The sequence below is a fragment of the Streptomyces sp. TRM68416 genome, from assembly GCF_014596915.1.
Classification (GTDB): domain Bacteria; phylum Actinomycetota; class Actinomycetes; order Streptomycetales; family Streptomycetaceae; genus Streptomyces.
The window spans coordinates 153,852-175,977 of sequence record NZ_JACVWU010000007.1; the positions used below are offsets into that span (position 1 = coordinate 153,852).

The 22,126-nt window shown below is 70.9% G+C and carries 16 protein-coding genes; 14 read left to right on the top strand and 2 right to left on the bottom strand.

Going from position 1 to position 22,126, the window contains the following annotated elements:
- Positions 1-213: 213 nt before the first annotated feature.
- The 3 genes from ICC28_RS13965 to ICC28_RS13975 all read left to right on the top strand — a co-directional run bounded on the left by ICC28_RS13965 (position 214) and on the right by ICC28_RS13975 (position 4,459).
- The gene (locus ICC28_RS13965) at positions 214-1,200 is read left to right on the top strand and encodes an SCO0930 family lipoprotein (RefSeq protein WP_188288849.1); all 987 of its coding nucleotides are present in this window, start codon (positions 214-216) and stop codon (positions 1,198-1,200) included.
- 314 nt (positions 1,201-1,514) lie between these two features.
- The gene (locus ICC28_RS13970; protein ID WP_188288850.1) at positions 1,515-2,327 is read left to right on the top strand and encodes an SAM-dependent methyltransferase; all 813 of its coding nucleotides are present in this window, start codon (positions 1,515-1,517) and stop codon (positions 2,325-2,327) included.
- Positions 2,324-4,459, top strand: a complete 2,136-nt coding sequence (locus ICC28_RS13975; RefSeq protein ID WP_188288851.1) for a putative bifunctional diguanylate cyclase/phosphodiesterase — start codon at positions 2,324-2,326, stop codon at positions 4,457-4,459. The genes ICC28_RS13970 and ICC28_RS13975 overlap by 4 nt, the downstream gene beginning before the upstream one ends.
- A gap of 508 nt (positions 4,460-4,967) precedes the next feature.
- Here the strand turns inward: ICC28_RS13975 and ICC28_RS13980 are convergent.
- Entirely contained in the window at positions 4,968-5,852 is an 885-nt protein-coding gene (locus ICC28_RS13980) for a LysR family transcriptional regulator (protein ID WP_188288852.1), read from the bottom strand.
- A 121-nt stretch (positions 5,853-5,973) separates the two neighbouring features.
- Here ICC28_RS13980 and ICC28_RS13985 point away from each other — a divergent pair, with 121 nt between their 5' ends.
- The 6 genes from ICC28_RS13985 to ICC28_RS14010 all read left to right on the top strand — a co-directional run bounded on the left by ICC28_RS13985 (position 5,974) and on the right by ICC28_RS14010 (position 12,221).
- Positions 5,974-6,645, top strand: coding sequence for a succinate dehydrogenase (locus tag ICC28_RS13985; RefSeq protein ID WP_188288986.1), 672 nt, complete (start codon positions 5,974-5,976; stop codon positions 6,643-6,645).
- Positions 6,646-6,648: 3 nt separating this feature from the next.
- On the top strand, positions 6,649-8,595 hold the full coding sequence (locus ICC28_RS13990) for a fumarate reductase/succinate dehydrogenase flavoprotein subunit (RefSeq protein WP_188288853.1): 1,947 nt from the start codon (positions 6,649-6,651) through the stop codon (positions 8,593-8,595).
- Positions 8,592-9,341 (top strand): succinate dehydrogenase/fumarate reductase iron-sulfur subunit, encoded by a 750-nt coding sequence (locus ICC28_RS13995; protein WP_188288854.1) that lies wholly within the window; start codon positions 8,592-8,594, stop codon positions 9,339-9,341. Before ICC28_RS13990 ends, ICC28_RS13995 begins: the two co-directional genes overlap by 4 nt.
- Before the next feature lie 216 nt (positions 9,342-9,557).
- Positions 9,558-10,325 carry a GNAT family N-acetyltransferase gene (locus tag ICC28_RS14000; protein WP_188288855.1) on the top strand — a complete coding sequence of 256 codons (768 nt, stop codon included), beginning with the start codon at positions 9,558-9,560 and terminating at the stop codon, positions 10,323-10,325.
- On the top strand, positions 10,325-11,260 hold the full coding sequence (locus ICC28_RS14005; protein WP_223188822.1) for a lysophospholipid acyltransferase family protein: 936 nt from the start codon (positions 10,325-10,327) through the stop codon (positions 11,258-11,260). Before ICC28_RS14000 ends, ICC28_RS14005 begins: the two co-directional genes overlap by 1 nt.
- Positions 11,166-12,221, top strand: a complete 1,056-nt coding sequence (locus tag ICC28_RS14010; protein ID WP_317454019.1) for an ABC transporter substrate-binding protein — start codon at positions 11,166-11,168, stop codon at positions 12,219-12,221. The genes ICC28_RS14005 and ICC28_RS14010 overlap by 95 nt, the downstream gene beginning before the upstream one ends.
- An 18-nt stretch (positions 12,222-12,239) precedes the next feature.
- Here ICC28_RS14010 and ICC28_RS14015 read toward each other — a convergent pair whose 3' ends face one another.
- Positions 12,240-14,375, bottom strand: coding sequence for an alpha-galactosidase (locus ICC28_RS14015; protein ID WP_188288857.1), 2,136 nt, complete (start codon positions 14,373-14,375; stop codon positions 12,240-12,242).
- A 473-nt stretch (positions 14,376-14,848) separates the two neighbouring features.
- On the opposite strand from ICC28_RS14015, the gene ICC28_RS14020 reads away from it, so the two are divergent.
- The 5 genes from ICC28_RS14020 to ICC28_RS14040 all read left to right on the top strand — a co-directional run bounded on the left by ICC28_RS14020 (position 14,849) and on the right by ICC28_RS14040 (position 22,075).
- Entirely contained in the window at positions 14,849-16,528 is a 1,680-nt protein-coding gene (locus tag ICC28_RS14020) for an extracellular solute-binding protein (RefSeq protein ID WP_188288858.1), read from the top strand.
- Entirely contained in the window at positions 16,528-17,568 is a 1,041-nt protein-coding gene (locus tag ICC28_RS14025; protein ID WP_188288859.1) for an ABC transporter permease, read from the top strand. Before ICC28_RS14020 ends, ICC28_RS14025 begins: the two co-directional genes overlap by 1 nt.
- On the top strand, positions 17,565-18,491 hold the full coding sequence (locus ICC28_RS14030; protein WP_188288860.1) for a carbohydrate ABC transporter permease: 927 nt from the start codon (positions 17,565-17,567) through the stop codon (positions 18,489-18,491). The genes ICC28_RS14025 and ICC28_RS14030 overlap by 4 nt, the downstream gene beginning before the upstream one ends.
- Before the next feature lie 56 nt (positions 18,492-18,547).
- Positions 18,548-19,654 (top strand): ricin-type beta-trefoil lectin domain protein, encoded by a 1,107-nt coding sequence (locus ICC28_RS14035; protein ID WP_188288861.1) that lies wholly within the window; start codon positions 18,548-18,550, stop codon positions 19,652-19,654.
- An 87-nt stretch (positions 19,655-19,741) separates the two neighbouring features.
- Positions 19,742-22,075, top strand: a complete 2,334-nt coding sequence (locus tag ICC28_RS14040; RefSeq protein WP_188288862.1) for a sialidase family protein — start codon at positions 19,742-19,744, stop codon at positions 22,073-22,075.
- Positions 22,076-22,126 lie beyond the last annotated feature (51 nt).

Sequence of the window (22,126 nt, forward strand, 5' to 3'; positions counted from 1 at the left end):
CATGTCCATCGACCCGGGCGTGTGTGCGACTCGAGGGCGTGATGGCACGGGTTCCCGGGGCGTGGTGCGGCGGGTCTGCGAGGCGCGGTGTCACAGGTTTCCGAAAGAAATTTGTGAGGCGATTGAACACGACCATGGTCCCCGTGCGTACCCAGTGTCGTGCGGCGGCGCAGCAGGGCGCTGCAACACCCTTGCGATTATGGGGAGTTGACGATGAAGACCTCGTGGCGGAGCGCCTCGCTCGCGGTGGGCGCCGTGGCCGTACTGGCGCTGACGACGGCGTGCGGTCAGGAGAGCACCCCGCCGGCGAGCAGCCAGAACGTGGGCGCCACGGCCGCGGCGGGCGATTACGGAAGTGCCGGTACGGGACTGGGATCGAGCGCCGACACCGGCGCCGGAGCGCAGGGAGCCCCGGCCGCGCCGGCGGATTCCGCGGGCGAGCTGTCCGTGGCCACCAACGCCGAGCTGGGCAAGGTGCTGACCGACAGCGCCGGACTGACCCTCTACCGCTTCGACAAGGACACGGCCGAGCCGCCGAAGTCGAACTGCGACGGCGACTGCGCCACGGCCTGGCCGCCGGTCCCCGCGGACGACGCCACCGCCGGCGCCGGTATCGACAAGGCGCTGCTCGGCGAGGTCATCCGGAGCGACGGCACCAAGCAGCTGACGGTCGACGGCTGGCCCGCGTACCGGTACGCGAAGGACGTCAACGCGGGCGAGGCCAAGGGGCAGGGCGTGGGCGGCACCTGGTACGCGCTGGCCCCCGACGGCAAGAAGGCCAAGGGGGCCAAGGGGGCCAAGGAGGCGGGCCTGCCCGGCCTGTCCACCCGCAACGACCCCAAGCTCGGCGAGATCGTCGTCGACAAGAACGGCATGACGGTCTACCGCTTCCTGAAGGACACCCAGTGGCCGATGTCGACCGCGTGCACCGGTGCCTGCCTGGACAAGTGGCCCGTCGTCGCCCCGGTCGACGCCAAGGACACCAAGGGCATCGATCTGCAGGGGTCCACCCCCAACCGGGGCTACGTCGTCTTCGACCGCCCCGACGGCATCAAGCAGCAGTCCATCGACTGCGTGCCGATCTACACCTTCGCCGGTGACAAGAAGCCCGGCGACACCAACGGTCAGGGCGTCGGCGGCACCTGGTACGCCGTCCGCCCCGACGGCAAGGCGGTCGGCGCGCCGGAGGAGAAGAAGTAGGGAGGCGGGAAAAAGAGAGCGAGTGCCGGACGAACGGTCAGCGCGCGCCACACCGGTCCGCCCCCTCCGCACCGCACGGAGGGGGCGGACCGGTGTGCTGTGCCGCCCCCAACTCTTCGTCCCGTTCAGCCTGATTCAGAACTCTGTGGAACGCTTCGGATGCATTTCGTAGCCGATTCGCGGGTGCACAATTCGGCACGTGCCGCAGGCAGTGACCGGGAACGGATGGTCAATTTCCGTTTCGGCTCGCTCCTTTGGCAGGCGATCAGTAGCCTCAGCTCGAACACTGGATCGCCTGAGCCTTGGAGAGATAGATGGAGCGTCCCGCCTGGGCACCACGGAGCATCGACATCTCGGTGCCGAGCGTCTCGCGAATCTACGACTACTACCTGGGCGGTTCGCACAACTTCGAGGTCGACCGGGAAGCGGCCCGCAAGGCCATGGAGTTCATGCCGGGACTCCCCAAGATCATGCAGGCGAACCGGGCGTTCATGCGCCGCGCCGTGCGGTACGCGGCCGCCGAGGGCATCACCCAGTTCCTGGACATCGGTTCCGGCATCCCCACGTTCGGCAACGTCCACGAGGTGGCCCGGGCGGCCACCCCCGACGCGCATGTCGTCTACGTCGACAACGACCCGGTGGCCGTCGCGCACAGCCGCGCGGTGCTGGCCGGGGACGAGGCCACGGACGTCCTCGCGGCCGATCTGCGCAAGCCCCGCGAGATCCTCTCCAGCTCCCAGGTCGAGCGGCTGATCGACCTGAACCGTCCAGTGGCGCTTCTCCTCGTTGCCATACTGCACTTCGTGGAAGACACGGACGACCCGTACGGAGCGGTGGCCGAACTGCGCGACGCGCTCGCGCCCGGCAGCCTGCTGATCCTCACGCATGCCTCGTACGAGGGAATCCCGCTGCCGACCGAGCGGGCGGAGGGCACGGTCGGCGTATACAAGGACATTCGCAACCCGCTGATCATGCGCTCGCGCGACGAGATCGCGCGGTTCTTCGAGGGGTACGACATGGTGGAACCCGGACTGGTGCCGATGCCGCACTGGCGGCCGGACACCGCACCGGAGGAGGAGGACCCATGGGCCTTCTCCGGCTTCGCGGGCGTGGGGCGTACGGCGTGAGCGCGGAGCCGGACGGGCCGGAGGACAGACTGCGCCGGTTCGCGACGATCTGGAGCCGGGCCGTGTTCCCGGTGACCTCGACGTCGTCGACCCGGCCGGAGTTCGAGGAGCAACTGCTGCCGCTCGCCCGGCGGTTGAGCGAGGCGCTGCGGGCCAGGGCGTTCGACGCCGACGCGGCGAGAGCGGTCGGCGCCGCTCTCGTCGGCGCGCACTGCACCGACCCCGAGGCGCTCAGCCGCAGCCTCGACTGCGTCGACGCCTATCTGGTCCTGTACTGCGGCGAGGGCGGTGACCAGGAGGACCTGCGGGCCCGCAGCGCGCGGCTCCAGCACGCCATGGCCGCCGGGTACGCGCAGGCGCTGCGCGAGCGCACGCTGGCCGAGCAGGAGGCGATCTCCGCGGCCGCCCTGCGGGCGCAGGGCGTGGTGGCCCAGGCCCTGCACGCCAGCGAGGCCCGCTTCCGCGCGGTCTTCGAGGGCGCCGCCATAGGAATCGGCATCGCCGACCTCTCGGGCAACATACTGCAGGTCAACGGCGCGCTCGTGCGTATGTTCGGCGGCTCCGAGCAGAGCGTGCGCGGCCGCAACGTCATGGACTGGACGCACCCCGAGGACGCGCCGCAGGTCTGGAAGCTCTACGACGAGCTCGTCCGCGGCGAGCGCGAGCACTACCACGTCGAGAAGGCGTTCTACCGCCCCGACGGAACGGTCCTGTGGACCAACCTGACGGTGTCCCTGCTCCGCGACGCCGACGGCGAACCCCAGTACCAGCTCGCCCTCATGGAGGACACCACCGAGCGGCGGCTGCTCAACCTCCGGCTGCGCTACGAGGCCACGCACGACGCGCTCACCGGACTGCCCAACCGGACTCTGTTCTTCGAACGCCTGGAGAAGGCGCTCACCGCCGGCGCGGGCCAGCGGTTCGGGCTGTGCTACCTTGACCTCGACGGCTTCAAGACCATCAACGACAGCCTCGGCCACGCGGCCGGCGACCGGCTGCTCGTGGAGGTCGCCGACCGGCTGCAGTCCTGCGCGACCGCGCCCGGCGAGATGGTCGCCCGGCTCGGCGGCGACGAGTTCGTGGCGCTGACCACCGGCACGGACACCGAGCGAGAGGTCGACGAGCTGGCCGCCCGCATCATGAACGCGCTGGTCGCCCCGATCATGGTCGAGGGCCGGGAACTGACCGTGCGCGGCAGCATCGGCATCGTCGAGGGGCCGGCGGGCGAGCGCAGCCCCGCGGAGGTGCTGCGCAGCGCCGACATCACGATGTACCGGGCCAAGTCGGCCGGGGGCAACCGCTTCGAGCTGGCCGACCCGGAGGCCGACGCCCGTGCCATCACCCGGCACGGCCTGACCACCGCGCTGCCCACCGCCCTGGACCGGGGCGAGTTCTTCATCGAGTACCAGCCGCTGGTCCATCTCGGCGACGGCAGCGTGCGCGGCGCCGAGGCGCTGGTGCGCTGGCTGCACCCGCAGCACGGAATCCTCGGCCCGGACCGCTTCATCCCGCTCGCCGAGCACACGGGGCTGATCGTTCCGCTCGGCCGCTGGGTGCTGGAGCAGTCCGTGCGCCAGGCCCGGGAGTGGCGCGACCGGCACACCGACGCGGGCCCGCTGCGCATCAACGTCAACCTCTCGCCGTGCCAGCTCACGCACCCCGGTCTGGTGCAGGACACGGTGGACATCCTGGAGCGGGCGGGCGTCACCCCCGACGTACTGTGCCTGGAGGTCACCGAGTCGGCGCTGATCGGCGCGGACGACGACCTGCTCAAACCGCTGCGCCGGCTGGCCGAGATGGGCGTGGACATCGCCCTGGACGACTTCGGCACCGGCTACTCCAACCTCGCCAACCTGCGCCGGCTGCCGGTGAGCGTGCTCAAGCTGGATCGCTCCTTCACCCAGAGCATGCAGCAGTTCCCCGCCGACCCCGTCGACCTCAAGATCGTCGAAGGGATCGTTTCGCTCGCCCACAGCCTCAACCTCGCGGTGACCGTCGAGGGCGTCGAAACCGGCTCCCAGGCCGAGCAGTTGCGGATACTCGGCTGCGACACGGCCCAGGGCTGGTACTACGCCCGCCCGGGCCCACCGGACCGACTCCACGAACTGGCACTGGTGGACGCCACCGGCTGAACACCGCGACGGCCGTACGGAATCGCCAGTCCGTACGGCCGTACCGAATTTCCGAGTACGACGGCCCGGTCCCGGTCGTCGGGCCGCGCGGACGAGGCCCGCGGTGGCCGTCGCACGGGAGTGCCGCGACCGGGTGACGGCCGGACCGCGGGCGGGGCGACGGCGCCCCTGCGGGTGACGACTTCTGGGCGGGGACAGCGGACAGCGACGGCTGCGGGCGGCAGAGGCACGGCCCCGCCCGGCGAGGGCGAGGTCGTGGCCCCCGGCGCGGCTCTCGTCGATGTACCGCTGCACGTCACCCGGGCGCGGCCCCGGGCCGGCCAGGGCCAGCCGGTCGCATGCGGCGAGGGGAGGCGCGGCGGCGCGGGCCGCGACGCGCGGCCCGGTGTCCGGGCCGGTGCGGTCGAACGGCTCCACGACCGGTGCCGCTTCCGCCTCGCCCGGCGCAGCAGCCGCGGCTGCTCGTGGCGCGAGGAGGTGCCAGGGCCGGCCGTACGGGCATGGGCCGTCACCGCTCCAGCAGCATCCGCTGGAGCTCCCGTGCCGCCCGCGGCGGAGCCACGTCGCTGCGGTGGGCGAGCGCGATCGTCCGGTGCAGGCCGGGCCGGGCCAGCGGGGTGACGCGTAGCCCGCGCCCGGCCCGGGCCGCCACCATCCGGGGGACGACGGCCACCCCGAGCCCCGCCCGTACGAAGCCCAGGACCGCGTCCATCTCGCCGCCCTCCACCGCGAAGTCGGGTTCAAAGCCCTCGGCGCGGCACGCGGCCACGGTCAGCTCCCGCAGGTCGTAGCCGTGGCGGAACATCACCAGACGCTCGCCCTCCAGATCGGCGATGCGCACGGAGCGGCGGCCGTGGCCGGGCCTCGGCGCGTCCGGCGAGGAGACCACGACCAGGTCCTCGCGCAGCAGCTCCACCGTGGCCAGGGCGGGTGACGGGGTCGGCAGCGGCAGCACGACCAGGGCCAGGTCCAGGGCGCCCCGGGCCAGCTCGCGCACCAGGTCGTGCGAGCCGCCCTCCTCGACCAGCAGGCGGATGCCGGGATAGCGGTCGTGGTAGGCGCGCAGCACGTCCGGCAGCAGACCGGTGCACAGGCTCGGCGTCGCGCCCAGCCGGACCCGGCCGCTGCGCAGGTGGACCAGCTCCTGGACTTCGAGCCGGGCTGTATCGGCGTCGGCCAGGATCCGCCGGGCCAGCGGCAGCAGCGCCTCGCCCGCGTCGGTGAGCGTGATGTTGCCGCGCGCCCGCAGGAACAGATCGGCGCCCAGGTCCCGCTCCAGCGCCCTGATCTGCTGGGACAGGGACGGCTGCGACACGTGGACGCGATCCGCGGCCCGGGTGAAGTGCCGGGTCTCGGCGACCGCCACGAAGTACTGGAGCTGCTGGAACTGCATGAGCCCCATGATAGGCAATGCCTATCGCATCGAGGCATACCATGTCTTGGACCGATGGGGCCGTCCGGCCCTAGCGTCTTGAGCCATGGCTCTGGCAACGCGGACGGACCGACGGCCGTCCATGGCACGCACGGTGTGGGACAGCTCCGTCGGCAAGAAGACCGTGATGGCGGTCAGCGGGCTGATCATGCTGCTGTACCTGGTCGTCCACATGATCGGCAACCTGAAGATCTTCTTCGGGCCGGAGGAGTTCAACCGCTACGGGCACTGGCTGCGCACGGTCGGCGAACCCTTCATGCACTACGGGTGGACGCTGTGGCTCGTCCGCGTGGTGCTGGTCGTCGCCGTCGTCGCCCACGCCACCTCCGCGTACCAGCTCAGCCGCCGGGACATCAAGGCACGGCCCAGCAAGTACGTGCACAAGAAGCCCCGGGCGAGCTACGCCACGCGCACCATGCGCTGGGGCGGCATCATCCTCGGCCTGTTCATCGTCTGGCACGTCCTGGACCTGACCACCGGCACCGTGCACTCCGGCGGCTTCCAGGAGGGCCGGCCCTACCAGAACGTCGTGGACACCTTCTCCACCTGGTACGGCAACTCCATCTACATCGTCGCGATGCTCGCGCTCGGCCTGCACATCCGGCACGGCTTCTGGAGCGCGGCCCAGACCCTCGGCGCGGGCAGCCGCACCCGCGACCGCGCCCTGAAGACCACGGCCAACGTCCTCGCACTGCTGCTCACGGCCGGCTTCGTCGCCGTACCCGTGGGTGTCATGACCGGAGTGGTGAGCTGACCCATGACCTACACGGACTACGCGACCGGCGACCCCGTCGTCGACACCAAGGCCCCCTCCGGCCCCGTCAACGAGCGCTGGGACAAGCGCCGTTTCGAGGCCAGGCTGGTCAACCCCGCCAACCGGCGCAAGCACACCGTGATCGTGGTGGGCACCGGACTGGCCGGCGGCTCCGCCGGAGCCACCCTCGCCGAACAGGGCTACCACGTCGTCCAGTTCTGCTACCAGGACTCCCCGCGCCGCGCCCACTCCATCGCCGCGCAAGGAGGCATCAACGCCGCGAAGAACTACCGCAACGACGGCGACTCCGTCCACCGGCTGTTCTACGACACCGTCAAGGGCGGCGACTTCCGGGCGCGCGAGTCCAACGTCCACCGCCTCGCCCAGATCTCCGTCGAGATCATCGACCAGTGCGTGGCCCAGGGCGTGCCCTTCGCCCGCGAGTACGGCGGCCTGCTCGACACCCGCTCCTTCGGCGGCGTGCAGGTGTCACGGACCTTCTACGCCCGCGGCCAGACCGGCCAGCAACTGCTGCTCGGCGCCTACCAGGCGCTCAGCCGCCAGATCGCCGCCGGGAACGTCGAGATGCACCCGCGCACCGAGATGCTCGACCTGATCGTCATCGACGGACGGGCCCGCGGCATCGTCGCCCGGGACCTGATCACCGGCAGGATCGACACCTACTTCGCCGACGCCGTCGTACTCGCCAGCGGCGGCTACGGCAACGTCTTCTACCTGTCGACCAACGCCATGAACTCCAACGCCACCGCCGTCTGGCGGGCGCACCGGCGCGGCGCCTGGTTCGCCAACCCCTGCTTCACCCAGATCCACCCGACCTGCATCCCGCGCACCGGCGACCACCAGTCCAAGCTGACGCTGATGAGCGAGTCCCTGCGCAACGACGGCCGGATCTGGGTGCCGAAGGCCAAGGGCGACGACCGCCCGCCGAACAGGATCCCCGAGGACGAGCGCGACTACTACCTGGAGCGCATCTACCCCTCCTTCGGCAACCTCGTGCCCCGCGACATCGCCTCCCGCGCCGCGAAGAACGTCTGCGACGAGGGCAGGGGAGTCGGCCCCGGCGGCCAGGGCGTCTACCTCGACTTCGCCGACGCCATCCAGCGGATGGGGCGCAAGGCGGTCGAGGCCAAGTACGGCAACCTCTTCGACATGTACCAGCGGATCACCGACGAGGACCCGTACAAGGTGCCGATGCGGATCTACCCGGCCGTGCACTACACGATGGGCGGCCTGTGGGTCGACTACGACCTCCAGACCACCGTCCCCGGCCTGTTCGCGATCGGCGAGGCCAACTTCTCCGACCACGGCGCGAACCGGCTCGGCGCCTCGGCGCTCATGCAGGGCCTGGCCGACGGCTACTTCGTACTGCCCGCCACCATCAACGACTACCTCGCCCGCAACCCGCACCAGGAAGCCGTCACCGCCGAACACCCCGTCGTACAGGAGGTGTTGGCGGAGACCGAGGACCGCCTGAACCTGCTGCTGTCCGTCGACGGCGACCGCACCCCGGACTCCTTCCACCGCGAAGTCGGCGAACTCATGTGGGAGTTCTGCGGCATGGCCCGCACCGACTCCGGCCTGCGCAAGGCCCTGGAGCGCATTCCGCAGATCCGCGAGGAGTTCTGGCGGCGCATCAAGGTGCCCGGCACCGGCGAGGAGTTCAACCAGTCGCTGGAGAAGGCCAACCGGATCGTCGACTACCTGGAACTCGCCGAGCTGATGTGCCTCGACGCGCTGCATCGCAGGGAGTCCTGCGGCGGACACTTCCGCGAGGAGTCCCAGACACCCGACGGCGAAGCCGCCCGCAGGGACGACGAGTTCGGCTACGCGGCCGCCTGGGAGTTCACCGGCACCGGCGAGGCCCCCACCCTGCACAAGGAAGACCTCGTCTTCGAGTACGTCCACCCCACCCAGCGGAGCTACGCATGAAGCTCACCCTGCGCGTCTGGCGGCAGCAGAACGCCGACGCCGACGGCGCCATGTCCACGTACGAGGTGGACGGCATCTCCTCCGACATGTCCTTCCTGGAGATGCTCGACACCCTCAACGAGGAACTCATCCTCCGGGGCGAGGACCCGGTCGCCTTCGACCACGACTGCCGCGAGGGCATCTGCGGCGCGTGCTCCCTCGTCATCAACGGCGACGCGCACGGCCCGGAGCGCACCACCACCTGTCAGCTGCACATGCGGTCCTTCCAGGACGGCGACACCATCGACATCGAGCCGTGGCGGGCCGCCGCGTTCCCTGTGATCAAGGACCTGGTCGTCGACCGCTCGGCGTTCGACCGGATCATCCAGGCCGGCGGCTACATCACCGCCCCGACCGGGTCGGCGCCGGAGGCGCACGCGACGCCGGTGCCGAAGCCGGACGCCGACTTCGCCTTCGAGCACGCCGAGTGCATCGGCTGCGGGGCGTGCGTGGCCGCGTGCCCCAACGGCGCGGCGATGCTGTTCACCTCCGCCAAGGTCAACCACCTCAACGTGCTGCCGCAGGGCGCGCCCGAGCGGGAGACACGGGTGCTGGACATGGTGGCGCAGATGGACGACGAGGGCTTCGGCGGCTGCACCCTGACGGGCGAGTGCGCCACAGCCTGCCCCAAGGGCATTCCGCTCGTCTCCATCACGAGCATGAACAAGGAGTGGCTGCGGGCCACGCGCAAGGTGGCCAAGCGGTAGGCCCCCCAAGACGTTCGCCGTTCAGCGCGGACGGACGGGGCCGGGAGTGGTGCTCCCCGGCCCCGTCTCGCTTTTCCGCCCCGCGGCACCCTGACCGTTCCGTTCAACAACCCCACATCCGCGCTCCTGACGACGGTCACGCGGACGACGTCCGGCGTCGGAAGAACTGTTCCGGCCGCTCAACCGTCCCCGGCCTGTGACCACAGGAGTCAGCCCATGAACGGCGTTTCCACGCTCGACCGCCCCGCGCAGCCGACGGCACCCGCCCGCTACACCGTCGGCATCGCCCGCACCGAGGACGACGTACGGGCCGCGCAGCGGCTGCGGCACGATGTCTTCGCCGGGGAGATGGGCGCCCTGCTGTCCAGCCCGCAGCCCGGACACGACATCGACGCCTTCGACGCCTACTGCGACCACCTGCTCGTCCGCGACACGGTGACCGGCCAGGTGGTCGGCACCTACCGGCTGCTGCCCCCGGACCGCGCCGCGGTCGCCGGACGGCTGTACTCGGAGGGCGAGTTCGACCTCGCCCCGCTCGACCCGATCCGGCCCGGCCTGGTCGAGGTCGGCCGCTCCTGCGTCCACCCCGACCACCGCGACGGCGCCGTCATCAGCCTCATCTGGGCCGGCATCGCCCGCTACATGGCGGACGGCGGCCACGAGTGGCTGGCAGGCTGCTGCTCCGTCCCGCTCGCCGACGGCGGCGCGCTGGCCTCCGCCACCTGGGAACGCGTGCGCGCCAAGAACCTGGCCCCCGAGGAGTTCCGCGTACGCCCCCTGCTGCCCTGGACGCCGGGTGCGCCCGCCGCCGGCCGCACGGAACTTCCGGCGCTCCTGCGCGGCTATCTGCGCCTGGGCGCCTGGGTGTGCGGCGAGCCTGCCCACGACCCCGACTTCGGCGTCGCCGACCTGTTGGTGCTGCTGCCGATGAGCCGGGTCAACCCGCGCTACCTGCGGCACTTCCTCTCCCTCGTCCCGGCCTGATGAGCGTCTGGCTGCCCAGCGCGCCCTGCACCCCGGCAGCGTGCGTGGAGCCGACGGCCACGGCGACGGCCGCACCCCGCGCCCTGCTACGGCTGACCGCGATCGCCGCCCTGCTGCTCGCCGGCCTCGCACTGACCCCCGTGGGCCACCGCATCCCCGCCCGACTGGTACGGCGGTGGTGCCGGGCGATCGTGCGAGCGGCGGGCGTCCGCGTCCGGATCACCGGGGCGGCCCCGCCCGACGGCGGCCTGCTCCTCGTCGCCAACCACATCTCCTGGCTGGACGTCCCCCTGCTCGCCGCCGTACGGCCGGCCCGGATGCTGGCCAAGACCGAGATACGGCAGTGGCCGCTGGCGGGCCGCCTGGTCGCGCGGGGCGGCGTGCTGTTCATCGAACGGGACCGGCTGCGCGCCCTGCCCGACACGGTGGCCCGGATCGCGGAGGCCCTGCGCCGGGGCGCCGCGGTCGCGGTCTTTCCCGAGGGCAGCACCTGGTGCGGGCGCGCCCGGGGCCGCTTCCGCCCGGCCGTCTTCCAGGCCGCCCTCGACGCGGGCGTCCCGGTCCAGCCGGTGCGCCTGCGGTACCGGCTGGACCGGGGTACGACCAGCACGGCGCCGGCGTTCGTCGGCGAGGACGGTCTGCTCGCCTCGCTGTGGCGGGTGGCGAGGGCCCGCGGTCTGGTGGCGGAGGTCGAGGTGGGGGACCTCATCGCACCGGGCAGCCACGCCGACCGCCGTACACTGGCCGGTGCCGCTGAGTCGGCCGTGGATAATCCCTTGCCCGCCGGCGCCGGTCGTGGATGCAATGTCCGGCATGATCACCCATGGAACGTCCGTCCGGATCGGCGCCCTCGCCCCGCTGACCCGGCCCGGCTGGGCCGAGGCCGGCCAACACCTGCTCGCCGGGCTCGAATTGGCCGTCCGCGAGGTCAATGACGACGGCGGGATCGGCGGCAGACCACTGGAGTTGCTGGTCCGCGACACCGCGGCCGACCCGCGGCGGGCCGAGGCGGCCGTGGACGAACTGGCCGGACTGGGCGTCGCCGCCCTGGTCGGCGAGTACCACAGCGTCGTCGCACGCGCCGCCGCCACCAGGGCCGACACCCTCGGCCTGCCCTACCTGTGCACGTCGGCGGTCCTCGACGCGCTCACCGAACAGCCGACGCGCCGGATCGCGCGCCTGTCCCCGCCACAGTCCCGCGGCTGGCGCGTCTACGCGGACTTCCTCCTCGGCGCGGGCCACCGGCACATCGCCGTGGCAACCCAGCCGAGCCTCTACTGGGCGACCGGCACCCGCATCCTGCGCGACCACCTCACCGCGCACGGCGGCACGGTCGCCGAACTCGACACGACCGCCCTCACCCCCGCCGCCGTGTGTGACGCGCTCGCGGACACCGGCGCCACAGCCCTCCTTCTCCTGGTCGGCCACCCGGAGCCGGCGGTGCCGATCGTGCGGTCCGTCCGCGCGGACAAACGGCTGGCCGAGACTCTGATCGGCGCTCCGGCCGGACAGCCGGAATTCGCCTCATGGGCAGGCGAGTTGGGCGAGGACGGCGCCGCGATCCCCTTCCTGCGCTACCTCCCCGAGCGTCTCGGCCCCCTGGGCACGCGCGTGGAAACCGCCCTGGCCGAACGGCTCGGCACGCCGCCCTCCTTCGTCGCCTTCGAGGGCTACGACACCATCACCGTCCTCGCCGAGGCGCTCCGCTCGCACGGCACGGACCGCGCGAGCATCACCGAGGCCTGGCCGGACGTCGCGGTCGAAGGCACCCGCGGACCGATCAGCTTCACGCGCACACCCGACACCGGCCTGTGGCAGTGGACGTGGGCGCCCATCCAGGTCGTCGACCGGGACCCGGCGGAACCCGGCCGCTTCAGGATCCTGCACGCCGGCTGAGCCCCCTGCCGTGGGCGCTCAGGAAGCGTCCGGTTCGGTACGGGTGATGCGGAACATCACCGCGGACGGTGCGGTGGGCAGGGTGACCGAGAGGTCCCCGGTGTCGGGGTTCCAGGTGGCGGCGGCCTGGCTGGTGGACGGGTAGAGCAGCTCCGCGCGAAGGTCGGAGCCGCGCAGGTGGGCCAGGTGGAGGGCGGCGGAGGGGTCGGCGCCGGGGCGGCGCCACGCGGTGAGGTAGGTGGTGGCGGGGGTGTGCAGGGCGAGGGCGATCCAGGGGGCGTCCCAGTCGGGGAGCCCGAGCGGCCAGCAGGGCACGGCCCGCGGCAGGTCGGCGCGGACGGCCTTGTACACGGCGACCGCCTCGTGGACCAGGGCGCGGCCCTCGGGCCCCAACTCCAGCAGGTGGCCGGAGAGATGGATACGGCCGAGGAGCGCGTTGGCCATGGTGAAAGCCACCTCGTCGGGGGAGTCCTCCGGCAGCGGGTAGGCCCAGACGGCACCCTGCTCGGGGGTGACGGCGGTGGGCGCGGAGGCCGCGATGGGCGCGTAGAGCTGAAGGTTCTGCTGGTCGCTGGTGGACTGCAGCTGAAGCCGGGAGAGCAGGGCGTGGTCCCAGCGCATGCCGCCGGAGGAGCAGTTCTCCACCACCAGGTGCGGGTACCGGTCCAGGATGCCGTCGAGCCAGTCGAGGTGCGCCCGGTTGTGACCGAGCAGGCCGGCGGCCGGTGTCTCCCCGGGGTGGGCGCTGGTGCCGGAGCCGGGGTCGATGTTGTGGTCGAGCTTGAGGTAGCCGACGCCCCACTCGCCGACGAGGCGGTCCACGACCCGGTCCAGATGGGCGCGGGCGGCGGGGTGGCGCAGGTCCAGGTGGTGGCGGCCCACTTCCGCGACGCGGACGCCGTCGCGGCGGAAGAACGCCTCGTCCGGCAGGGTCTTGGCCATGGGGCTGTGCACGCCGATGACTTCCGGCTCCAGCCACAGGCCGGGGACCATGCCGCGCTCGCGGATGCGGTCGAGCACCTCGTGGATCCCCTTCTCCCCGGGGAACCGTGAGGCGGCCGGTTCCCAGGCGCCGACGGTGCTCCACCAGCCGCCGTCATCGTCGTCGTACCAGCCGGCGTCGATGACGAAGTACTCGGCGCCCGCGTCGGCGGCCGCGTCGATCAGCGGCAGGAGCTTGTCGGTGGTGGGGTCTCCCATCAGGCAGTTCATGTAGTCGTTGAAGATCACGGGCAGGCGCTGATGGTCGGTGTGTGGGCGGCGCTGGGCGCGGCGGTAGCGGGTCAGCGCGCTGAACGCCGCATCGGGGCCGCCGTCGGCGGCGTAGACCAGCGAGGCGGGTACGGTGCGGAAGGCCGCGCCCGGTTCCAGCGGGTGCCGCCAGCCGTGATGGGTGTCGGTGGGCCCGAACAGTGCCACGTAGGCCGCCTGTTCGTGCTCCTGGCACTCCCAGCGCCAGCCGCCGCCGTTGTGCTCGATCTGCCACGCCCAACTACGGCCGGAGTGACGGTCCGTCAGGGCGCCCATGGGCAGGTGCCCGCAGGTGGACCAGGTGCCCTGGCCGGTCAGGGCGAAACCGGCCTTGCCGTGCCCGTACGTGACGCGACCGCTGAGGGCGGGGGTGGACCGGCGCATCGGTCGGCGCTGCCAGCGGCACTCGGCGAGCCAGTCGTTCTCCGCCCACAGCACGTCCGCGGCATCGAGGGCCGCCGGGTCCGGCGGGGTGAGGCAGCCCACCACGAGCGAGCTGACCGACTCCAGGTGCAGCGTGGCCTGCCCCTCGTTGCGCAGGGTCACCTCGCTGCGGAGCGCGGGCACGCCGTCGGGGGACCGGTAGACCACCTCCGCGGCCAGCCCGGTCTCCGGGTCGTGGAGGTGGACGGTCAGCGTGTGCCAGTCGCCGTCGCGAGTCGCGTGGTGGGCCCGGTGGCGCAGCCGCGCGCCGAGACCGGTGCCGACGAGGCGGCTGCCCGACCAGTCGCGGCCGTGACCCGCGGCCGTCACCTCCACCAGTGGCAAGGACGGACGGGCGGCGCTGTCCACTTCGCCGGGCAGCCCGAGGTGGGTCAGGCGCGGACTGCGGTCGTCGCCGACGACGAAGTCGAGTCGCAGGGCTTCGTGACCCCAGCGGAAGCTCCGCTGTTCGTTCTCCATGGTGTCCTTCTCCAGACCGGCGACGAGTGTCGAAGCGCTTCGCTAGGGGGTGAAGTTAACGGACAGGTTTCGTGCGAAACAAGAGGCTGTGCCATGCGGAAAGTTTCTCTATCCTGGCCGCGTTGGCGCCCTGCTGGTGGTGTGGTTGCGGTCGATGCGCTTCGACCGGCCGGGAGCGCAAACGGGCACAGTGATCCCATCTTCTGCGCGGCGCATGAGGTCTTCCTGAGCAGGAAGAAGATGGCTGCTCGAAGCGCTTCGACCCGTTCTGCCCCTTCGAGGAATCTTGGAAACGCCCCTTGTGCGCCCCTATGCCTTCACTTAACCTCGCTGCAACGTCGAAGCGCTTCGACTGTGCACCACGTCGCATTAATGGGATGTCCTCTTCCAGATCAGCCAGTTCCCGTCACGACACCGCGCGCAGCCGACGGCCCACCACCGGGTGCTCAGGTGCGCCATGAAGGGTTGACGCAATGACGCCGAATGCCGCCTCCACCTCCGCAGGACCGAGCCGGAGAAGCTTCCTCGCCTCCACGGCGGTCGCCACCGCAGCGGTTGCCGGTGGAATCCCGCTGCTCTCCGCCTGCGGCGGTTCGGACAGCGGAACGCGCGAGGGCGCCACTTCGCGCAAGGACGCGGACAAGCTGCTCCCCACGTACGTCCCCAGCACGGTCGCCGAGCCGGACATCCCGTCGAAGAACGGCTCGGCCGCCGGTTACACCAGCAAGGTCGACCTCGCGGCCTTCGCCACCGCGGTCCCGGAAAAGCTCGGCACCGGCGCTCCCCTGAAGATCATGTCCCCGCTGTGGGGCACCCCGCCGAAGCCGGGGTGCGCGTACTACAAGGAACTCGACGCGGCGGCGGGCACCAAGATCACCTGGCAGAACCAGGACGGCAACACCTACGGCGAGAAGCTCGGCGCCGTCCTCGCCTCCAGCTCCATACCCGACATGGTGGTCGTGCCCGACTGGGAACTGGGCGGCAAGATCCCGAACGCGGTCACCGCGAAGTTCATGGACCTCGGCCCCTACCTGGCGGGCGACAAGGTCAAGAAGTACCCCAACCTGGCCGCGATCCCGTCCGACGCCTGGCGGGTGAGCATCTTCGGCGGCGCACTGCGCGGCATTCCGATCCCCGCCGCCGCGGCGAGCACCATCGTGCCCTACTACCGCAAGGACATCTTCGACGCGAAGGGCTGGTCCGTCCCCACGTCGGCCGACGAATTCCTCAGCTGGGCCAAGGACGTCACCAGCGCCAAGGCCAAGGTGTGGGCCTGCGGTGACATGAGCTGGAGCGCGGCGGCCATCTTCGGCGTCCGCCCCGCCGGGCCGCTCGGCTGGAACATCGAGGACGACGGCAAGGTGACGTACCGCATCGAACACCCCGAGTTCCTGGAAGCCCTGGCGTGGGTGCGCAAGCTGTTCGACGCGGGCGTGGTCCACCCCGACGACAAGGCACGCACGGGCGACGCCAGCCAGCGGTTCACCGCCGGGCAGATCCTGGTCTTCAACAGCGACATGTCCGCCTGGTACGGCAAGAGTGCTGAACAGGCCCAGTCCAACCCGGACTTCCAGATCGAGGGCATGGACTACTTCGGCGCCGACGGCGGCAACCCGACGCTGTACGCGAGCCAGCCCGCCACCATCTGGTCGTTCATCCGCAAGGGCGCCTCGAAGGAGACGGTCGAGAACGCGCTGGCCGCCGCCAACTTCGCGGCCGCGCCCTACGGTACCAAGGAGCGCATGCTCGTCGAGTACGGCGTCGAGGGCACCCACTACACGGTCACGGACGGCGTCCCGGCCAAGAACGACCAGGGCAACTCCGAGGTGAACAACGCCTGGGGGATGCTGGCGGGCCCAGCGGCCTACCTGGCCCATCCCGACCTCCCCGACATCGCCCGCAAGCAGGTCGAATGGCAGCAGCGGATGGGTGCCTTCATGAAGAAGACGTCCACGTACGGCATGAAGGTCATCGAACCGAGCCGCTACGCCGGCCTCGTCAGCCAGTTCGAGCAGCTGGAGCTCGACTACGTGCGCGGCCACAAGCAGCTGTCCGACGTCCAGCAGGCCATCTCCACCTGGAAGTCCTCCGGTGGCGACAAGCTCCGCGACTGGTACAAGGAGCTCCTGGACAAGAACGGCAGTGGCAACTGATGCCCACCACGGCCAGGAGCAGGCCGGACGGGTCACCTCCCCCCGCGGCCGTCGAGGAACCGACGGCCGCGGTCGCCGCGGCGGTGGAGGACCGGGGGACACGCAGGGTGGGCAAGGTCCCCTGGCGGGTTCGGTGGCGGCGCGACCGCACGCTCATCCTGATGACGCTGCCCGTCATCCTCCTGCTCCTCATCTTCAACTACGTCCCGCTGCTCGGTAACGTCGTCGCCTTCCAGGACTACGACCCGTACGTCTCCAACAACGGCATCACGGCGATCTTCCACAGCCCCTGGGTGGGCGTGGAACAGTTCTCCCGGATGCTCGACGACCCGCTGTTCTGGGACGCCACGCAGAACACGATCGTGCTCTTCCTGCTCCAACTGGTGTTCTTCTTCCCGGTCCCCATCGCCCTCGCGCTGGTCATCAACAGCGTGATCCGGCCCCGGGTGCGGGCCGTGGCGCAGGCGATCATGTATCTGCCGCACTTCTTCTCGTGGGTCCTCGTGGTCACCGTCTTCCAGCAGATCCTCGGCGGCGCGGGCATCATCGCGCAGACCCTGGAGAAGCACGGGTACAGCGGCTTCGACCTGATGACCGACGCCGACCTGTTCAAGTACCTGGTCGTCGGACAGGCCGTGTGGAAGGACGCCGGCTGGGGGATCATCGTCTTCCTCGCGGCCCTGTCCGCCGTCAGCACCGACCTGTACGAGGCCGCCGCCATGGACGGCGCGGGCCGCTGGCGGCGCATGTGGCACGTCACGCTGCCCGCACTGCGCCCCGTGATCGCCCTGCTGCTGGTACTGCGCGTCGGCGACGCGCTGAGCGTCGGCTTCGAGCAGTTCCTGCTCCAGCGGTACGCCGTCGGCGCGGGCGCCAGTGAGGTCCTCGACACCTACGTGTGGAACATGGGCATCCAGAACGGCGACTTCAGCTACGCGGCCGCGGTCGGCCTGGTCAAGGGAGTCATCGGAGTGTGTCTCGTCCTGGGGGCGAACAAGGTCGCGCACCTGCTCGGTGAGCAGGGGGTGTACAAGAAATGAGCCTCAACACGCAGCTCATCCGCAGCCTCAAGGCTCCCGCCCGCCCGGTGTGGGAGGAGCCGCCGAGCAAGACCGGACTCACCCTCAAGGGCGGCTTCCTCGCGCTCTGCTGCCTGGCCGTGCTCGGCCCGCTGTGGATCGTGATCGTCACCAGCCTCTCCCCGAAGCCGGTGATCGACCGGGTCGGCGGCCTCGTCGTGATCCCCGAGGGCATCACCTTCGTCAACTACACCGAACTGCTCAGCGGCGGCCAGGTCAGCCGGGCGATCATGGTCTCGGTCGGTGTCACCCTGTGCGGCACCCTGTTCTCCATGGCGGTGTCGGTGCTCGCCGCCTACGGCCTGTCCCGGCCGGGCACTCTGGGCCACCGGTTCTTCCTGATGACCATGATGGCGACCATGTTCTTCGGAGCCGGGCTCATCCCCACGTACCTGCTGGTGCAGTCGCTGGGCCTCACCGACACCTATCTGTCGCTGATCCTGCCGAGCGCCGTCAGTGTCTTCAACATCCTGGTGCTGCGCGCCTTCTTCATGGGGATCTCGCCCGAACTCACCGAGTCCGCCCGCATCGACGGGGCCGGCGACCTGCGCATCCTGCTCACCATCGTCATGCCGCTGTCCCGCGCGGTGCTCGCCGTCATCTCCCTGTTCTACGCGGTCGGTTACTGGAGCGCCTGGTTCAACGCCTCCATCTACCTGACCGATCAGCAGATGCTGCCCCTGCAGAACGTGCTCATCCAGCTGGTCCAGAAGAACACCGAGGCGCCGACCGGTCTCCAGCAGGCCGTCCGCACCGGCGAACTCTCCGCGCTGGGCCTGCAGATGGCCGTCATGGTCCTCGCGCTGATCCCCGTCGCTGTCGCTTCCCCGTTCGTCCAGCGGCACTTCAAGAAGGGCATGCTCACCGGCGCCATCAAGGGCTGAGTCCCCCGGCCCCACTGAGTCCGCCATCACTCTCGTAGAAAAATGAGGGCACCCGTATGAGAAAGACCTGGATCTCGACCCTGGTCATGCTGGTCGCCGCCGCGCTCGGCGTGACCACGGCGGGGGCGGCTCCCGCCTCGGCCGCCTCCGACACGCCCTTGCGGGTCATGCCGTTGGGTGACTCGATCACCTGGGGGGTGGGGAGCAGTAACGGCAACGGCTACCGGGGGCCGTTGTGGGACAGGCTCGCGGCGGACGGTCATCCGCTGGACTTCGTCGGCACGTTGCGGGGCGGTTCGATGTCCGACCCCGACAACCAGGGCCACTCCGGATACCTCATCGAGCAGATCGCCGCACTCGCCGACGCCTCGCTGACCCGCTACCGGCCCAACGTCGTGACGCTGCACATCGGCACCAACGACCTCGACCGGTCCCACCAGGTGTCCACCGCCACCACCCGGCTGCGGAACCTGGTCACCCAGATCACCGCCGCCGCCCCCGACGCGACCGTCCTGGTGGCCTCCCTCGTCGTGTCCACCAGCGGCTCGGAGGAGCAGTACCGCGCCGCGTACAACCAAGCCATTCCCCAGATCGTGCGGGACGCGCAGGCCGCGGGCAAGAAGGTCGCCCACGTCGACATGAGCGCCCTGACCACGGCCGATCTCGCCGACGCCCTGCATCCCAACGACGCGGGCTACCAGAAGATGGCCGACGCCTTCCACCGCGGCATCCGCACCGCGGACAGCGCCGGCTGGCTGCGGAACCCCGCGCCCGCCGCCGCGAGCGTGCGCTCCGGCCTCGCCGGCAAGTGCCTCGACGTCAGCGGCGCGGGCACCGCCGACGGGACCGCCGTCCAGACGTGGGCCTGCGGCAGCGGCGCCAACCAGCTCTGGTCGCTCTACACCGACGGCACCCTGCGCTCCATGGGCAAGTGCCTCGACGCCGCCGGCTGGGGCACGGCCAATGGCACCAAGGTGCAGCTCTGGTCCTGCCACGGCGGCGCCAACCAGGTCTGGCAGCCCTACGACGGCGGCTACCGCAACCCCGCCTCCGGCCGCTGCCTGGACGTTCCGGGCGCCTCCACGGCCGACGGCACACAGCTCCAGCTGTGGGACTGCCACGGCGGCTCCAACCAGAAGTGGACCACTCTCGCCGCCGGCTGACGGACCCTCAACTACCGGGCGGGCGCGGGCAGTTGACGCGTCCGCCGCCTCACCGCACCCGCGTACCCGAAAGGCACGGATCCCCGCATGACCCCTGTCCCGCACCACCTCTCCCGCCGAGGACTGCTGGCCGCCGGTGCGGCCGCGGCCACACTTCCGGTCCTCGCCCCGTCCGCCGCCTCCGCCGCGGCGGACGGCAAGGTCCGGCGCACGCCCTACACCTTCCGCAACGCCGAGGTGGTCGGCGGCGGTTTCGTCACCGGCATCGTCTTCAACCAGAGCGAGCCCGGCCTGGTGTACGCCCGTACCGACATCGGCGGCGCGTACCGCCTCGACCCGGCGTCCCGGCGGTGGATACCGCTCACCGACTGGATCGGCTGGGACAAGTACGGCCACACCGGCATCATCAGTCTCGCCACCGACGAGACCGACCCGGACCGTCTCTACCTGGCGGCGGGCACGTACACCATGCCCGAATGGGACCCGAGCCTGGCGGCGATCCTCCGCTCGACCGACCGCGGCCGCACCTGGAAGACCACACCGCTGCCGTTCCGACTGGGCGGCAACATGCCCGGCCGGGGCATCGGCGAGCGCCTGGTGATCGACCCCAACCGCAACCGGATCCTCTACCTGGGCGTGCGCGGCGGCCACGGCCTGTGGCGCAGCACCGACCACGGCAAGTCGTTCGCGAAGGTGACCAGCTTCCCCAACCCGGGCAACTTCGTGCCCGACCCCTCCGACGTCGACGGCTACAACGGCGACAACCTGGGCGTACTGCAGGTCGTCTTCGACAAGCGCACCGGCAGAGCGGGCAGAGCCACCCGGACCCTCTACGTCACCGTCGCCGACAAGGACAACATCCTGTACCGGTCGACCGACGCGGGAGCGAGCTGGGAACGCGTCCCCGGCCAGCCCACCGGCTTCATCCCGCACCACGCGGTCTTCGACCACGTCGGCGGCTACCTGTACCTGGCGACCAGCGACACCGCCGGCCCCTACGACGGCGCCAAGGGCGACGTGTGGAAGCTGGACACCGCCACCGACACCTGGACCCGCATCAGCCCGGTCCCGTCCACCAGCGACGAGAACCACTTCGGCTACAGCGGCCTGACCATCGACCGGCAGAACCCGGACACCCTGATGGTGTCCACCCAGATCAAGTGGCATCCCGACTGCATCCTCTTCCGCTCCACCGACGGCGGCGCGAGCTGGACCCGCGTCTGGGACGCGGACGAGAACGGCGAGCGCGCCACCCAGCGCTACGACATCGACATGTCCGCCGCACCCTGGCTGACCTGGAACGGCTCGTCGACCCCCAAGCTGGGCTGGATGATGGAGTCCGTCCAGATCGACCCGTTCGACTCCGATCACTTCATGTACGGAACGGGCGCGACGATCTACGGCGCCGACAACCTGACCGACTGGGACCGTGACGGCACGGTGCATCTGTCCGTACGGGCGCAGGGGTTGGAGGAGACGGCCGTCATGTGTCTGATCAGCCCGCCCGCCGGCCGCTCGCACCTCTTCTCCGGGCTGGGCGACGTCGGCGGCTTCCGGCACACGGACTTCGGCAAGGCGCCGAAGATGTACGACAGCCCGACCTTCGGTGGCACCCCTGCCCTGGACTACGCGGAGCTGGCACCGCACATCATCGTGCGCGTCGGCCATCCCACCAGCGGCTGGACCCAGCACTTCGGCATCTCCACCGACGGCGGCGAGACGTGGACCCCGTCGGGCAGCGAACCGGCGGGCCTCACCGGGCCCGGCACCGAGGACCAGGCCGTCGCCGTCAGCGCCGACGGCAGGCGGGTCGTCTGGTCACCGGCCGGTGCGCCGGTCAGCTGGTCCGACGACCACGGAGCGACGTGGACGGCGGTGAAGGGGCTGCCGTCCGGGGCCCCCGTGCGCTCCGACCGGGTGAACCCGGCGAAGTTCTACGCCTACGACTCCGGCGTCTTCTACCTCAGCACGGACGGCGGCAAGAGCTTCGCGGCCACGGCGGCGACCGGTCTGCCCACCGCGGGGAACGTCCGCTTCAAGGCGGTGCCGGGCCATGAGGGCGACATCTGGTTCGCCGGCGGCACCGACAAGCCCGCCACTCCGACCCCGTACGGGCTGTGGCGGTCGACCGACTCCGGCGCGTCCTTCACCAGGTTCAAGGCGGTCGACGAGGGCGACGTCGTCGGATTCGGCAAGGCCGCGCCCGGCGCCAAGTACCCGGCCGTCTACACCAGTTCCAAGATCCACGGTGTGCGCGGCATCTTCCGCTCCGACGACGCGGGCCGGCGCTGGGTCCGTATCAACGACGACCGGCACCAGTACGCCTGGACCGGCAGCAGCATCACCGGGGACCCGCGGGTCTACGGCCGTGTCTACTTCGCGACCAACGGGCGCGGAGTGATGTACGGCGACCCGAAGTAGGGTCGCAGGGAGGGCAGCCCCCGCGGCTCGGTTCTGCCGTTGTGGGGACTG